At 63.5% G+C, this 13,609-nt stretch carries 14 protein-coding genes; 4 read left to right on the forward strand and 10 right to left on the reverse strand.

The genetic code is table 11. The annotated features are described in order from the left end of the window. Positions 1-118: 118 nt before the first annotated feature. Positions 119-1,270: an L-threonine dehydrogenase gene (gene yiaY, locus AB5Y91_RS20940; RefSeq protein WP_368170674.1), complete on the reverse strand. Its 1,152-nt coding sequence runs from the start codon at positions 1,268-1,270 to the stop codon at positions 119-121. Positions 1,271-1,662: 392 nt separating this feature from the next. Between yiaY and udp the strand changes: the two genes are divergently transcribed. After that, positions 1,663-2,418: a uridine phosphorylase gene (gene udp / locus AB5Y91_RS20945; RefSeq protein WP_106887442.1), complete on the forward strand. Its 756-nt coding sequence runs from the start codon at positions 1,663-1,665 to the stop codon at positions 2,416-2,418. Between the two features lie 97 nt (positions 2,419-2,515). Here udp and AB5Y91_RS20950 read toward each other — a convergent pair whose 3' ends face one another. Further along, positions 2,516-3,247 (reverse strand): RluA family pseudouridine synthase, encoded by a 732-nt coding sequence (locus AB5Y91_RS20950; protein WP_368170675.1) that lies wholly within the window; start codon positions 3,245-3,247, stop codon positions 2,516-2,518. A 208-nt stretch (positions 3,248-3,455) separates the two neighbouring features. Between AB5Y91_RS20950 and rihA the strand changes: the two genes are divergently transcribed. Both rihA and AB5Y91_RS20960 read left to right on the forward strand, forming a co-directional pair. Next, on the forward strand, positions 3,456-4,391 hold the full coding sequence (rihA, locus tag AB5Y91_RS20955) for a pyrimidine-specific ribonucleoside hydrolase RihA (RefSeq protein ID WP_368170676.1): 936 nt from the start codon (positions 3,456-3,458) through the stop codon (positions 4,389-4,391). Between the two features lie 29 nt (positions 4,392-4,420). Beyond that, positions 4,421-4,891, forward strand: a complete 471-nt coding sequence (locus AB5Y91_RS20960) for a hypothetical protein (RefSeq protein WP_111911189.1) — start codon at positions 4,421-4,423, stop codon at positions 4,889-4,891. A gap of 72 nt (positions 4,892-4,963) precedes the next feature. Here the strand turns inward: AB5Y91_RS20960 and AB5Y91_RS20965 are convergent, their stop codons facing one another. The 3 genes from AB5Y91_RS20965 to AB5Y91_RS20975 all read right to left on the reverse strand — a co-directional run bounded on the left by AB5Y91_RS20965 (position 4,964) and on the right by AB5Y91_RS20975 (position 7,604). Next, a complete protein-coding gene (locus AB5Y91_RS20965) occupies positions 4,964-5,260 on the reverse strand; it encodes a helix-turn-helix domain-containing protein (RefSeq protein WP_106887438.1) in 297 nt (98 codons plus the stop codon). A 31-nt stretch (positions 5,261-5,291) separates the two neighbouring features. After that, positions 5,292-5,822, reverse strand: a complete 531-nt coding sequence (locus tag AB5Y91_RS20970) for a DUF1523 family protein (RefSeq protein ID WP_106887437.1) — start codon at positions 5,820-5,822, stop codon at positions 5,292-5,294. A gap of 159 nt (positions 5,823-5,981) precedes the next feature. Further along, the gene (locus AB5Y91_RS20975) at positions 5,982-7,604 is read right to left on the reverse strand and encodes a methyl-accepting chemotaxis protein (RefSeq protein ID WP_368170677.1); all 1,623 of its coding nucleotides are present in this window, start codon (positions 7,602-7,604) and stop codon (positions 5,982-5,984) included. A 163-nt stretch (positions 7,605-7,767) separates the two neighbouring features. On the opposite strand from AB5Y91_RS20975, the gene AB5Y91_RS20980 reads away from it, so the two are divergent. Beyond that, positions 7,768-8,400: a LysE family translocator gene (locus AB5Y91_RS20980; RefSeq protein WP_106887435.1), complete on the forward strand. Its 633-nt coding sequence runs from the start codon at positions 7,768-7,770 to the stop codon at positions 8,398-8,400. A 74-nt stretch (positions 8,401-8,474) separates the two neighbouring features. Here the strand turns inward: AB5Y91_RS20980 and AB5Y91_RS20985 are convergent, their stop codons facing one another. The 5 genes from AB5Y91_RS20985 to dapE form a co-directional block, all read right to left on the reverse strand. Then, positions 8,475-9,578 carry a beta-N-acetylglucosaminidase domain-containing protein gene (locus tag AB5Y91_RS20985; protein ID WP_171275728.1) on the reverse strand — a complete coding sequence of 368 codons (1,104 nt, stop codon included), beginning with the start codon at positions 9,576-9,578 and terminating at the stop codon, positions 8,475-8,477. Between the two features lie 89 nt (positions 9,579-9,667). Further along, positions 9,668-11,395 carry a potassium/proton antiporter gene (locus AB5Y91_RS20990; protein WP_106887433.1) on the reverse strand — a complete coding sequence of 576 codons (1,728 nt, stop codon included), beginning with the start codon at positions 11,393-11,395 and terminating at the stop codon, positions 9,668-9,670. Positions 11,396-11,652: 257 nt separating this feature from the next. After that, positions 11,653-11,799 carry a hypothetical protein gene (locus AB5Y91_RS20995; protein WP_080675092.1) on the reverse strand — a complete coding sequence of 49 codons (147 nt, stop codon included), beginning with the start codon at positions 11,797-11,799 and terminating at the stop codon, positions 11,653-11,655. Then, positions 11,796-12,485, reverse strand: coding sequence for a M15 family metallopeptidase (locus AB5Y91_RS21000; protein ID WP_168235513.1), 690 nt, complete (start codon positions 12,483-12,485; stop codon positions 11,796-11,798). Before AB5Y91_RS21000 ends, AB5Y91_RS20995 begins: the two co-directional genes overlap by 4 nt. Then, positions 12,482-13,609, reverse strand: a complete 1,128-nt coding sequence (dapE, locus tag AB5Y91_RS21005; RefSeq protein WP_111911197.1) for a succinyl-diaminopimelate desuccinylase — start codon at positions 13,607-13,609, stop codon at positions 12,482-12,484. Before dapE ends, AB5Y91_RS21000 begins: the two co-directional genes overlap by 4 nt.

The following is a 13,609-nucleotide window of genomic DNA, read 5'->3' on the forward strand; positions in this document are numbered from 1 at the left end:
TCCATACAGTCTTTTTAGCTCGGCAAATCATACCCACTCCCCGTGCGGAAGTAAAAAGCCATTGATCCTCCTGCCAATAAAAAGGGCCGCGTGGCGGCCCTGACACATAATCGCTCCGTCACATGGCGGCGCGGAAGATGGCGACTATCTCTTCGTGGCTTGCCTGCTTGGGGTTGGTGAAGCCGCAGGCATCTTTCAGGGCGTTGCTGGCCAGCACGTCGAAATCATCTGCCTTGACACCGAGCTGCTCCAGCCCAGCCGGGATCTTCACATCCAGCGCCAGCTGCTTGATGGCGGCGATGGCCGCCTCGGCCCCCTGCGCGTCGCTCATGGCGCTCACATCCACCCCCATGTGGCGGGCCACCTCCTTCAGACGGGCGGCGCTCACCCGGGCGTTGTAGGTCTGCACGTGGGGCAGCAGCACGGCGTTGCAGACCCCGTGGGGCAGGTCATAGAAACCGCCGAGCTGATGGGCCATGGCGTGCACATAGCCGAGGCTGGCGTTGTTGAAGGCCATGCCGGCCAGGAACTGGGCATAGGCCATCTGCTCGCGGGCGTGCAGGTCGTCCCCCTGGTTGACGGCGGTGCGCAGGTGATTGGCGATAAGCTGAATTGCCATCACGGCGCTGGCATCGGTGACCGGGGTGGCGGCGGTGGAGACATAGGCCTCGATGGCGTGGGTCAGGGCGTCCATGCCGGTGGCGGCGGTGAGACCGGCCGGCTTGGCCAGCATCAGCTCGGGATCGTTGACCGACATCAGCGGGGTGACATGCTTGTCGATGATGGCCATTTTCACCTGGCGCGCCTCGTCGGTGATGATGCAAAAACGGGTCATCTCGGAGGCGGTGCCGGCAGTGGTGTTGATGGCGATAAGCGGCAGCTGCGGCCTGGCGGAGCAGTCCACTCCTTCGTAATCCTGGATGCTGCCCCCGTTGGTGGCCACCAGGGCGATCCCCTTGGCGCAGTCATGGGGGGATCCGCCCCCGAGGGAGATGACGCAGTCGCAGCCATGGGCCTTGATCATGGCCAGACCCGATTCGACGTTGGTCATGGTGGGGTTCGGCTTGGTTTCATCGAAAACCACGCTTTCAATGCCATGTTCTGCCAGCAGGGCGGTGAGCCTGGCGACCACGCCTATCTGGTTGAGGATCTTGTCGGTGACGATCAGCGCCTTGCGAAAGCCATGACCCTGGATGTCGGCCGCCGCCTCTTGCAGGCAGCCCGCCCCCATCAGGTTGACCGCGGGAATGTAGAACTTGAATGTCGCCATGGTGGACTCCGTATGATTAGCCATTAAGTGGTATACGGGCCTCAACATAACAGCGTCAGAGGGGATGAAAAGGGGTCAATGGTATCTGATTGACAACTTTATGGACTCGATCACGTACCGAAAAACCGGGGCCAGGCGGGGATTGACAGGGGCCCTTGCCTCTTGTTCGGTATAAAAACGTTTTTCAAGAAATTCATCAGGTTAGCAAACGTTTTGCCGGTTTTTTAGCGCCGCTGATGCGCGGAAGTGTGAAGCGCGTCAAGGAATTGGAAAGCGCTTTCGACCATAGTTGGCGCCTTCCCCAATGGAGGGAAACAGGCTCGAAAATACCATAAAGAATCACCTTAACTGCGCTCGGCTGCGAGGCGGCGGGATGCAACCAGGAGTCCACTATGTCTGATGTATTTCACTTGGGTTTGAAGAAAGCGGATCTGCAAGGCGCCACCCTGGCGATCGTTCCCGGTGACCCCGAGCGCGTGAAGCGCATCGCAGAGCTGTTGGACAACCCTGTGCACCTGGCCAGCCATCGTGAGTTCACTACCTGGCGCGGCGAGATGGACGGCAAGGCCGTGATCATCTGCTCCACCGGTATCGGCGGCCCGTCCACTTCCATCGCGGTAGAAGAGCTGGCCCAGCTGGGTATCAATACCTTCCTGCGCATCGGCACCACTGGTGCCATCCAGCCGCACCTGAACGTGGGCGACGTGATTGTGACCACCGGTTCTGTGCGCCTCGACGGTGCCAGCCTGCACTTTGCACCCATGGAGTTCCCGGCCGTGGCCGACTTCGACTGCACCACTGCGCTGGTCAACACCGCCAAGGAGATGGGTTCCAAGCTGCACGTGGGTGTGACTGCCTCTTCCGACACCTTCTACCCGGGTCAGGAGCGTTATGACACCGTCTCCGGCCGCGTAGTGAGCCGTTTCCAGGGTTCCATGAAAGAGTGGCAAGCCATGGGCGTGCTGAACTACGAGATGGAATCTGCAACCCTGCTGACCATGTGCACCAGCCAGGGCCTGCGCGCCGGCATGGTGGCCGGTGTCATCGTGAACCGTACCCAGCAGGAAATCCCGAACGCCGAAACCATGGCGAGAACCGAATCTGATGCCATCAAGATCGTGCTGGGCGCCGCCCGCAAGCTGATCTGATAGCACCACAAAGAGTGGGGGGTGGGGGCCGTTGCGAAAGCGCGGCCCCTATCTTTATCCGCCGTTTGCCGCTGTTCTCACTTTCCCCTTCTCCGCGTTACGCTTTTTGCCCCATCATTGCCTCAAGCACCTCCTCAAAGGGCGCCTCACATCTGATTTGCATCGGCTCGCCGCTCACCGGATGCACGAAATCCAGCGCGCTGGCGTGCAGCATCAGCCTTGGCGCCTGCTCACAGCCCGGCAGCAGCAGACCGCCATAGAGATCGCAGCCGAGTATGGGGTGACCCAGCAGCTGGCTGTGGATGCGCAGCTGATGGGTGCGGCCTGTCTCCGGCACCAGGCTGACCCGGGTCAATGGCAAGGGCTCGCCCCCAGCGCTCTCGTGCACCAATCGCTCCACCACTCGATAGCGGGAGCGGGCGGGCTTGCCGCTGGCGCAGATCTTCATCAGGGGGAAGATCGCCGGGTCCTTGGCGATGGGGGCATCGATCACCCCCTCATCGTCCGCCAGATGGCCGCACAGCAGGGCGTCATAGGCCTTGCCCACCGCCCGCTGGCTGAACTGCTGGCACAGCATCCCGTTGATGCCCTTGTCTCTGGCCACCACCATGATCCCCGAGGTGCCAAAGTCGAGGCGGTGCACCAGGGTGCAGCCGGGGTAATCCCGTACCAGTCGATGGTGGACAGAGTCGAGGTTCTGCGGGTTCTTGCCCGAGAGGCTCAGCAGGCCGCTCGGCTTGTTGATGAGCAGCAGGTGTTCATCCTCGAACAGGATCTCGATGGCGGCATTGCAAGGGGGGGCGATAAAGGTATCGACGATGGCGGACATGGGCGGCTGCGGGCTGGAAACGGGGGGCGATCATACTCCAAGCGGCGGCGCGGGGCGAATCGGGACGAACTGGCCAGTGCCTGCCCGGCGGGTCTGGTGGCAAGTGATTGATAATGCAGGAAGGCCCCGTTTTGTGACCCCTTCCCGAGTTCATTCGGCGCTGGCTTGCTAAGGTATGGCTCCCTGTCATGTCGTAAGGAGCCTCTCCATGGCGTTGCCCGTTATTCTCGATTGCGATCCCGGCCACGATGATGCCATCGCCCTCATACTGGCGCTGGCGAGCCCAGAGCTCAAGGTGCTGGCGGTGACCACCAGCGCGGGCAACCAGACCCCGGACAAGACCCTCAACAACGCCCTGCGCATCCTCACCCTGCTCGGTCGCCACGACATTCCGGTGGCGGCGGGGGCGCCCAAACCCCTGATGCGCGATCTCATCATCGCCGACAACGTTCACGGCGAATCGGGTCTCGACGGCCCCACACTGCCGGATCCCGCCTTTGCGCCCCAGGCCATGACGGGCCTCGAATTGATGGCCAAGTGCCTGTGCGAGAGCCCGGAGCCGGTCACCCTGGTGCCGACCGGCCCCCTCACCAACGTTGCCCTGCTGCTGGCGGCCCACCCCGAGCTCAAGCCCAAGATTGCTCGCATCGTCTTGATGGGCGGCGCGGCGGGGGCGGGCAACTGGACCCCGGCGGCAGAATTCAATATTTATGTGGACCCGGAAGCGGCCGATATGGTGTTCAAGTCCGGCATCCCCATCACAATGTGCGGGCTGGATCTGACTCACGAGGCCCAGGTGATGGACGAGGACATAGCGCGGGTGCGCGCCATCCCCAATCCGGTGGCCCAGTGCGTGGCAGATCTGCTCGATTTCTTCATGATTTACCACAGGGATCCCAAGTGGGGATTTGCTGGCGCGCCGCTCCATGACCCCTGTACCATCGCCTGGTTGCTGGCACCGACGCTGTTCCATGGGGTAGAGTGCCGGGTCGATATCGAAACCGGAGGCACCCATACTACCGGCATGACGGTAGTGGATCGCTACGGGCTCACCGGCAGACCGGCCAATGCGCGGGTGTTGCTGGGGCTGGACAGGGTCGGCTTCATCGATCTGCTGGTGGGGCGTCTAAGGGCATTTGACTAAGAACTCGGACATCGAATAAGGGGTTGGGCATGTGGAAAGGGACGTTGGCACTGCTGACATGTATGCAATTGACGGCCTGTGCCACCCCCTTCGAGAGGATGTGGCAGGGGCTGGCGACCTGCGATCTGGACGATCTCTACCTGGACAGCGAGAGCGGTGAGCCGTCCCACCCGCTGCTCAAGACCTTCACCCCCGACAAGACGTCAGACGGCTTCGCCTGGTACAAGACCCACCAGGAGCTTCATGGCCTGCCCATCACGGGATTTCTGATCCCGGCCTCGACCTTCGAGGTGCACGCCCTGTTTGTGGATACCCCCATCGCCAATGCGCGCAGGCTGACCCACAACGCCTACGGCAGCGAGTTTGCCGACGAGCAGAAGCACGACAGGGGGGAGGCTCCCCTGCTGCTGCGTGACCCGGGCAACCCCAAGCGCTCCATCATCGACTGCACCAAGGGGGAGTCGGCGGATCCGCTGCCGGAGGAGCCCTTCCCGGAGTAGGGGCGCATCCTGCAGATAAATAGAGAGGGGAGCCTGGGCTCCCCTCTCTATTTATCGATTGCCAGCTCGCCCTCAGGGATAACCCAGGGTCTGCTTGATGACCGGCAGCTGAGCCTTGATCCAGTCAGGATTGATGGGGCCCCAGTCGCTGATGCGATAGTGGCCCTGCAGGTGGCGGGCTCCCTCGGTCTGCTCGAAGGCGCAACTGATATCGAGTTCGGCCAGGGCACTCAGGGTGTCCTGGGCGGTGCGGCGTGGCATGCCGGTGGCGGCCATGATGGCGGGCACAGTGTCCGTGCCCTGGCTTATCAGATGGGCCACGTAGAGCCGCCGGTAGAAGCTGGTGCGGGTCTTGCTCGGTTCCGTCATTGCCCGTCTCCGCCTGATGCCGGTGTGCCCCTCATATCTCGTCCTCGAGACGGTCGAAGTAGCGCCAGGTCGCGATGGCGGCCTTGCCCATCACCAGCGCCCAGACACCGAACCAGAACCAGCGGAAGAAGCTCCAGGTGGAGGCATCGGGCTGGGTGCTCTCTATCTTGGTGACGTTGGGGAAGAGGGAGAACATGTTCACCCGCCAGCCGTAGGAGGTAATGATGGCCAGGCGCTTCTCGAACTCCATGGACTTGGCCTTGGCCTGGACGTCGGCGGCATTGAACTTGAAGTAGAAGGGCCAGCCCCAGCCGGTATCTTCATTGCGGAACACCCGGATCTTCTCGCCGGGACGCTCGGTGTAGATGTAATAGACGTCGGTGATGGGGCCGTCGGCCGGGTTCTTCTGGCTGATGGGACCATCCTTGTCGGTGCGCTTCACCTCGACCCCTGTGATGGTGGCAATGGTGTGTTCCGGCAGATAGAAATCGAGCCAGGTGGCGGACACGAGGGCGATGAGCCCCAAAGCGATAAAGGCGGGTTTCTTGAACTTCAGGCTCATGGTGTTCTCTGGGTGAGGGGGAATGACGTGCCTCTACCATACCCATATTTGTGGATGCAGCCCAGCCCCTAATGGCGCCTTGTGGGCAAAAAGCCGTTTTAAACGGGAGGGGACAGACCCCGGTGCCGGGCCCGGGGTCTGCCAAAGAGAAGGGGAGGATTACAGCTGGAACTGGGCGAGCTGCCTGCGCTGCTGCTCGGCGAGCTGTGACAGTTCGTGACTGGCGGCGGCGCTCTGGGTGATGCCGGCCACGTTCTGGTTCACTATCTCGTGGATATTGGTGATGTTGCGGCTGATGTCGGCGGTGACGCAGGACTGCTCCTCGGCGGCGGTGGCCACCTGGGCATTGGCGCCATTGATCTGGTTGACCGCCTCCGTGATGCCCCCCAGCAGGTCTTGCACCTCGGCGGATAGACGCTGGTTGTGGCCGAGGATCTCCAGGGTCTCCTGTACGCCGCTGTTGGCCGACAGGGACTGGCTCTGCAACTGCTCTATGATGGCCTGGATCTCCTTGGTGGAGTCCTGGGTCCGCGCCGCCAGCAGGCGTACCTCGTCGGCCACCACCGCAAAACCACGGCCGGTTTCGCCGGCGCGAGCGGCCTCGATGGCGGCGTTGAGCGCCAGCAGGTTGGTCTGCTCCGAGATGCTCTGAATCACCTCTATCACCTTGCCGATCTGCTCGGACTGGGACTTGAGCCGCGCCACCACGGTAGCGGCGTTTTCCAGGCTGCCCGCCATGCGGCCGTTGGCCTGGATGCTCTCGGCAAACAGGGCCAGCCCCTGCTCGACCCGGCTGTTGGCCTCTCGCGCCAGCTCATCGGCCAGGGCGGCATTGTGGTTGACGTTGTCGGCTGTGCTGGCCAGCTCGGTGACGGCGGAGGCCACCTGCTCGGTCTCGCTGCGCTGCTGCTGGGCATTGGCCTCGGACTGGGTCATGACGGCGGCCAGCTCGGTGGCGGCGGAGGCCACGTTGCCGCTGATTCCGGTCAGGGCCTGGATAGTGCTGCCAAGCTGGCTCAGGGTCTGGTTGATGTCCTTGGCCAGCTGGCCCAGCTCGTTGTTGCCTTCGGCTTTGGCGCGCACGTTGAAGCGACCGAGGGCGACGGCGTGCATTACCTCCTGCAACTGGCCTATGGGCTGGACGATGCGACCGGATAGCCACCAGCCGCCGCAGAGCGCCGCGACCAGGGTGGCGGCCATCAGCAGCAGGGTCTGCAGCAGGGTGGCCTGGTAGTGGGCCTGCTCCTGGGCTATCTCCTGCTGGATCAGCTGGTTGATGTGGGCAGAGAGGGTGTCAATCTGCTTGATCAACTGCTCCCCCAGCTCGCGAAAGCGCAGCCTGGATTGCTCATAGCCGGCGGGCTTGGTCCCGTCTCTGTACTGCTGGGTCAGCAGTGGCAGCATGTTGCTGCGGGTGTGGCCGAGATAGGCCTGCAGGGCCGCGGCCACCTGGCTGTTGTCCTGCTCGGCCCCGGTGATCACCAGCCGGGACAAGAGGCCGCTTATCTCCTGCTCGGCGGCATTGAGCGTGCCGGGGAGCTCGGCGAAGCGGGCCTGATCGTAGAGGCCGTAGATGGCATTGGTGCGCAGCCGGTAGGTGGCGTGGATCAGGGCTGCGATGTCATCCTTGTGGCGGGTGACGCTGGTGGTGGTGTCGTTCATGTCCTTGATGGCACCGTCTATCTCCTGCTTGCTGATCACGGCCATGAGCAGCATCAGCAGGCTGGCGAGCAGTAGTGGAATGAGAACTTGCAGACGAATGGACAGATTATTCAAAGACATGAAAGATCCTAACCCAAAAGAGGAGTGAGGCGGCATCTTACACAGGCGCGACAACTATTGTCACAGGGTTTTTAAGGTGAAATCCGTGCCGAATGAAAAGGTTTTTCTTGTGTTAAAAGAGTGTGATAGGCAAGATCGACTGCTTGTTATCTGGAGGTGTAGTGTGTCCGACTGGATTGATCCCGCCATCTTGGCGCTCTTTATTCCCACGTTTTTCTTTGTCTCCGTGACCCCCGGCATGTGCATGACCCTGGCGATGACCCTGGGCATGAGCCTGGGGGTGCGCCGCACCCTGCACATGATGTGGGGGGAGCTCATCGGGGTCGGCCTGGTCTCTGTGCTCTCCGTGGTCGGGGTGGCGGCCGTCATGCTCAACTATCCGGCCCTGTTCTCGGCCTTCAAGTACGTGGGTGGAGCCTATCTGGTCTGGCTCGGCATCCAGATGTGGCAGGCCAAGGGCAAGATGGCGATTCCGGCGGATCTCTCGGCCGGCCAGGAGACCAAGCCGCTCGGGCTGGCGCTGCAGGGCTTCGTCACCGCCATCGCCAATCCCAAGGGGTGGGCCTTCATGGTCTCCCTGCTGCCGCCCTTCATCAATGCGGCCAAGCCGATGGCACCCCAGATCAGCGCCCTGGTGGTGCTCATCCTGGTCATCGAGTTCTCCTGCCTGCTGCTCTATGCGAGCGGTGGCCGCACCCTGCGCCACTTCCTCGCCAAGAGCGGCAACGTCACCCTGATGAACCGCATCGCCGGCTCGCTCATGCTGTTTGTCGGCGTCTGGCTGGCCTTCGGCTGAGGCGATCGGAATGAAAAATGCCACCTCCCCTGGTGAAGGGGAGGTGGCATTTTTATTGGGCGTCCGGCGAGATGTCAGTCGGTGAGGCAGTCCGGATCGAACACATATTCCCCCGCCAGCCAGCGCAGGATCTCGTTCACGCAGCTCTGATCCTGGAACGGCAGGTAGCGGTGCTTGAGGTGGGTGAGTTGCTCGGGGGTTAGCTGGGCCAGGCCTATGTCCTGAAACAGCGGCAGATCCGCCTCTATCATGGCGGAGATCTGCGGCCCGCAGGTGGCGTTGAGGGAGGTGTGCAGCGCCTGATCCGGATCGTACTGGTGGCCGAGTCGGTAACTCATGGGCAGGGTGGCGAGCGGCAGCACGGAGAGCGCCGCCTGCTTCATGGGATTGACCGCGTGGCCGGCGGTCAGCTCCGCCAGCTCGGCGGGGCGGTTCTCGAAGGCGCGCAGGTGCAGGAAGCTGCTCGCCTTGCTGCCGTCGTTGACCGGGTAGTTGTCCCACAGGAAGGGCTTGCGGTGCAGCCAGTCGGCGGCCTGCTTGAGGTGCGCGGCCGGGTAGTCGGTGGAGCAGACCTTGGGGCCTGTCCAGAAGATGTCAAAACCCTTGTCCAGCCCCTGGCCCAGATCCGTCAGATAGTGGGGGGGCATGGCGCCGAACACCTTCTCCAGCACAGGATCCGTCGAGTAGTAGCTGGGGCAGAAGATGAGACGGCTGGCGCCGGTGTGGGCCGCGATGTCGTGGGCTATGGTGAGCTGCCAGTGGGCGAGATCCGGGGTGTCCCCCTTCATGTCGTCAAACAGCACCGCCAGGATGTCGGGCTTGAGCGCCTCCTCGATGAGGCGCACCTTCTCGAGCAGGGCCGGGCGCTTGTGCGCGTAGTCGTGATGGGCGCCCATGGGGCTCAGGCCCACACCGAAGGCGAGGCCGTTGTCCCGGCACTGTTGGGCCAGCTGGCGCAGGTGGTCGAGCTGCTCCCTCGGCCAGGGCTCGGCCCAGTGCTTGCGCAGATAGCCGTCTTCCTTGGGGGCATAGAGGTAGAAGCCATAGCCATGGCGGGGCAGCCACTGAGCGTAGCGGGCACGGGCCTCCCAGCTCCAGCCCTTGCCGAAGAAGCCCTCGATCAGCCCCAGTCGGGGGGAGGGAGGATACAGACCAGACAACAGGGTTTGATAAGGCATGGGTCACTCCCTTCTCGCCGGGCGCCGGTTCACCGTCCTGGCGGGAACGGGCGCCGAGTATGTGTATTGAACAGGGTCCGGCTTGCGTCCTAGACCGGATCTTCTTCCAGGAAGCGTACCCCTATCTTGCGAGGCTCACCCTCTTCCATCTCCGCCACCGTCCAGAGCAGGCCCTGCCAGGCGACGTGGTCACCCACTACCAGATTATCGCCCAACTGATGGGCAATGAAATCGCCCAGGGTCTGATCCGCCACCTCGCTCACATCCAGCCCGTACAGCGGGGCGAGATCCACCAGCCTGGCGGTCGCCTCCAGCAGGAAGTCACCGAAGAAGCGCGGGCCCAGATCCTGCTCCGGCGCCTGGCTGAACAGTTGGCCGAGGGCGGGGAGATCCCGCTCGTGGCCGATGACGCAGAGGATGTCATCCGACTGCAGGCAAGTACTGCCCGAGGGGTGCAGCAGCTCCTGGCCGCGGAACAGGGCGCAGATGCGGGTGCCCTCCGGCATGCGCAGCTCCCGCAGGGGCGAGCCTATGCACCACTTCTCGGCGCTCAGGCGATAGACGAAGGTCTCCCACTGGCTGTCGAGATCGATCTCGAGCCCGGAGCGGTTGATGGGGGACGGCGGCGCCGGCACCTCGACCCGCGCCAGCCTGGAGGCCAGCGGCAGCGAGCTGCCCTGCAGTATGAGGGAGACCAGCACCACGAAGAAGGCGACATTGAAGTAGAGCTGGGCGTTGGGCAGCCCCGCCATCATGGGGAAGACCGCCAGTATGATGGGCACGGCGCCACGCAGGCCGACCCAGGAGATGAACCAGCGCTCCCGGGGGGCGAAGTTCTTGAACGGCAGCAGGCCTATCCAGACCGACACCGGGCGGGCAAAGAGGATCATCCACATGGCCAGGGCCAGCGCCGGCACGGCGATGGGCAGCAGATTGCTCGGGGTGGCGAGCAGCCCCAGCACCAGGAACATGCCGATCTGGCTGAGCCAGGTCAGACCGTCCAGCACCGACAAGGTGGTACTGCGGCTGCGCAGGGAGAGGTTGCCGAGCAAGAGGCCGGTGAGGTAGATGGCGAGGATGCCGCTGCCCCCCACCGCCGTGGTGAGGGCGAAGATCAGCAGGCCGCCGCTCACCGTGAGCAGCGGATAGAGCCCAGGGGCCAGGCGGGCCGTGTTGATGAGCCGCCACAGCAGCCAGCCCCCCGCGAGGCCTATGCCGGCGCCGAGACCAAACTGCTTGATGAGTTGCAGCAGCAGGAAGCCGGCATCCAGCCCCTGCTGGGCGCTGGCCAGCACCTCTATCAGGGTGACGGTAAGAAAGACCGCCATGGGGTCGTTGCTGCCGGACTCTATCTCCAGGGTGGCGCTGACCCGCTCGTTGAGGCTGCGTCCACCGAGCAGGGAGAAGACAGCCGCCGCATCGGTGGAGCCGACGATGGCCCCGATCAGCATCCCCTGCATCAGGTTGAGGTCAAACAGCCAGGCGGCGGCCAGACCGGTCAGGCCTGTGGTGATGGCCACCCCGACGGTGGCGAGCGAGAGGGCAGGCCAGAGCGCAACCCGAAAGGAGGAGACCCGGGTGCGCATGCCGCCATCCAGCAGGATGATGGCCAGTGCCAGGTTGCCCACCAGGTAGGCGACAGAGTAGTCGGCGAAGTGGATGCCGCCGGGGCCATCCTCACCGGCCAGCATGCCGACGGCGAGGAAGATGACCAGGATGGGGATGCCGACCCGGGACGAGAGCGCACTTAACAGGACACTGGCTCCCACCAACAAGGCACCGATAAAAAAGAAACTGTTGATGGTGGTGGCATCCAATGGCGAACTCCTTATGGCGGGCGGCAAAACAGGCACATTATATGCAGATTGCACCCCTTTGTGTGGCTTAATTGTGCATCGATTTGCAGTTTTTTACGGTTGATGTGCTGTTTTTAAGCAGTAGGCGCTGGGCCTGAGGGGGACGAGAAAGAGGGGGCAGGAGTGGCGATTGGTGCCCATTTTCAGGGGGCGGGTGCCGGGTTGTCAGCAGGCCGGGGTGGGGGCGCAGGAGCGCCATCGGGCTCCTGCGGGGGAGGTCAGTCGTCCTCGTCGTCCTTGACTTCCCGGATCTTGTCCTTATATTTCGGCAACTGCTTTTCGAGCTGTTTCATGTCCTTGATGGCATTGAGAAACAGGCCGAGCAAAAACAGCAGCGGCAGGCCTATCCATAACCACACACTCATCGGATTCTCCTTTCGGTGTGACCGGCAGTGACATAACGGGCCAGGATCTCGTCGAGATGGGACAGTATGCACGCCTTGCCTTCAATATCCGCCTGTTGCAGGCAAAGCGCCAGCGCATCCGGATCCAGCCGCTGTTCAGCGGACTCCAGGGCGAAGCTGATGTGCCAGGGCTCGTAGGCGACCCCCTGAGCCGCGTCCAGCGGTTTGGCATAGGGCAGGAAGAAGCCGAAGTCGCTCATGTGATCCCCGAGCCACTCGCCGAGATCGGCAAACCAGCCTCCCGCCTCATACTCCCAGGGCTCCAGCGCCAGCTTGGTACCGGCGGGCAGGCAGTCCGGATCATAGATGTCGAGATCCGTGCCCCAGTGGTGGCGGCTGGTGCCCGGCAGGGCGCTCCAGCGCAAGATGGCGTGCAGCCGCTCTGTCTCCCCCAGCTGCAGCGCATCCAGTGGCCGGTTGTCGGCATCCAGCAGGGGCCGCTCCCCGCGCCACTTGCCATTCCAGATGGCGAGCTGGCGCTCGAAGCTGCGCCAGCTGGAGGCGGCCTGCAGGTTGAACCCTTCATAGGCGGCCGCCACCTGCATGTCGTTGAAGGCCGCCGCGGTGGCGGCGGTCAGGCGGTGAGGCCCGCGCCCCACCAGGATGAGGTGGCTCTCGTCGAGCCCAAGCAGTTGATCCTGGGTCATGCCAGCAAGTGCTCCAGCACCCCTTGGTACATGTCCGCCAGCAGATCCAGATCGTCCGCTTTCACGCACTCGTTCACCTTGTGGATGGTGGCGTTGACCGGGCCCAGTTCGATGACCTCAGCCCCGGTGGGGGCGATAAAGCGTCCATCGGACGTTCCGCCCGTGGTGAGCAGGGCAGGTTGCTGACCGTTGACCGCGGCCACGGCGGCGACTGTGGCCTCCAGCAGGGCGCCGGTGTCGGTCAGGAAGGGCTGGCCAGAGAGGGTCCACTTCAGCTCAAAGTCCAGACCGTGACGGGTCAGCAGTGCCTCGACCCGCTCGCGGATATCCATGTCGGTCAGTTGGGTGCTGAAACGGAAGTTGAACTGCACCTGCAATTCGCCGGGAATGACGTTGGAGGCGCCGGTCCCGGCCTGGATGTTGGCTATCTGGAAGCTGGTGGGGGGGAAGTAGGCGTTGCCCTCATCCCAGACGGTGGCGGCGAGCTCCGCCAGGGCAGGCGCCGCCTTGTGGATGGGGTTGTCTGCCAGATGAGGATAAGCCACGTGGCCCTGTACTCCGCGCACCAGCAGATCGCCGGTGATGGAGCCGCGGCGGCCGTTCTTCACCACGTCCCCTACCACTGCGGTGGAGGAGGGCTCGCCGACGATGCACCAGCGGATCTTCTCGTTGCGCGCCTCCAGGGTGTCGATGACGCGCACCGTGCCGTTGATAAAGGGGCCCTCTTCATCGGAGGTGATGAGAAAGGCGATGGAGCCCTGGTGATCCGGGTGGGCCGCGACGAAGCGCTCGGTGGCCACCACCATGGCGGCCAGCGACCCCTTCATGTCGGCGGCGCCCCGGCCATAGAGCATGCCATCCATGATGGTCGGCTCGAATGGCGGCGTATGCCATTTGTCCAGCGGCCCGGCGGGCACCACATCGGTGTGGCCGGCGAAGCAGAACAGCGGCCCCTCGCTGCCACGGCGGGCCCAGAGGTTGGTGGTGTCTTCAAACACCATGGGTTCGATGACGAACCCGAGGCGCTCGAGGCGCTCCGCCATCAGGGTCTGGCACCCTTCATCCAGCGGGGTAACTGAGGGGCGGCGGATAAGATCCTTGGCCAGTGCGATGACATCCGACAT

It is taken from the genome of Aeromonas sp. R4-3 (assembly GCF_040908275.1).
In the GTDB taxonomy this organism is placed as follows: domain Bacteria; phylum Pseudomonadota; class Gammaproteobacteria; order Enterobacterales; family Aeromonadaceae; genus Aeromonas; species Aeromonas rivipollensis.

Bases quoted from the DNA above. Each gene is read 5' to 3' on its own strand.
- yiaY (WP_368170674.1), bottom strand. From the start codon at position 1,270: ATGGCGACATTCAAGTTCTACATTCCCGCGGTCAACCTGATGGGGGCG.
- udp (WP_106887442.1), top strand. From the start codon at position 1,663: ATGTCTGATGTATTTCACTTGGGTTTGAAGAAAGCGGATCTGCAAGGC.
- AB5Y91_RS20950 (WP_368170675.1), bottom strand. From the start codon at position 3,247: ATGTCCGCCATCGTCGATACCTTTATCGCCCCCCCTTGCAATGCCGCC.
- rihA (WP_368170676.1), top strand. From the start codon at position 3,456: ATGGCGTTGCCCGTTATTCTCGATTGCGATCCCGGCCACGATGATGCC.
- AB5Y91_RS20960 (WP_111911189.1), top strand. From the start codon at position 4,421: ATGTGGAAAGGGACGTTGGCACTGCTGACATGTATGCAATTGACGGCC.
- AB5Y91_RS20965 (WP_106887438.1), bottom strand. From the start codon at position 5,260: ATGACGGAACCGAGCAAGACCCGCACCAGCTTCTACCGGCGGCTCTAC.
- AB5Y91_RS20970 (WP_106887437.1), bottom strand. From the start codon at position 5,822: ATGAGCCTGAAGTTCAAGAAACCCGCCTTTATCGCTTTGGGGCTCATC.
- AB5Y91_RS20975 (WP_368170677.1), bottom strand. From the start codon at position 7,604: ATGTCTTTGAATAATCTGTCCATTCGTCTGCAAGTTCTCATTCCACTA.
- AB5Y91_RS20985 (WP_171275728.1), bottom strand. From the start codon at position 9,578: ATGCCTTATCAAACCCTGTTGTCTGGTCTGTATCCTCCCTCCCCCCGA.
- AB5Y91_RS20995 (WP_080675092.1), bottom strand. From the start codon at position 11,799: ATGAGTGTGTGGTTATGGATAGGCCTGCCGCTGCTGTTTTTGCTCGGC.
- AB5Y91_RS21000 (WP_168235513.1), bottom strand. From the start codon at position 12,485: ATGACCCAGGATCAACTGCTTGGGCTCGACGAGAGCCACCTCATCCTG.
- dapE (WP_111911197.1), bottom strand. From the start codon at position 13,609: ATGTCGGATGTCATCGCACTGGCCAAGGATCTTATCCGCCGCCCCTCA.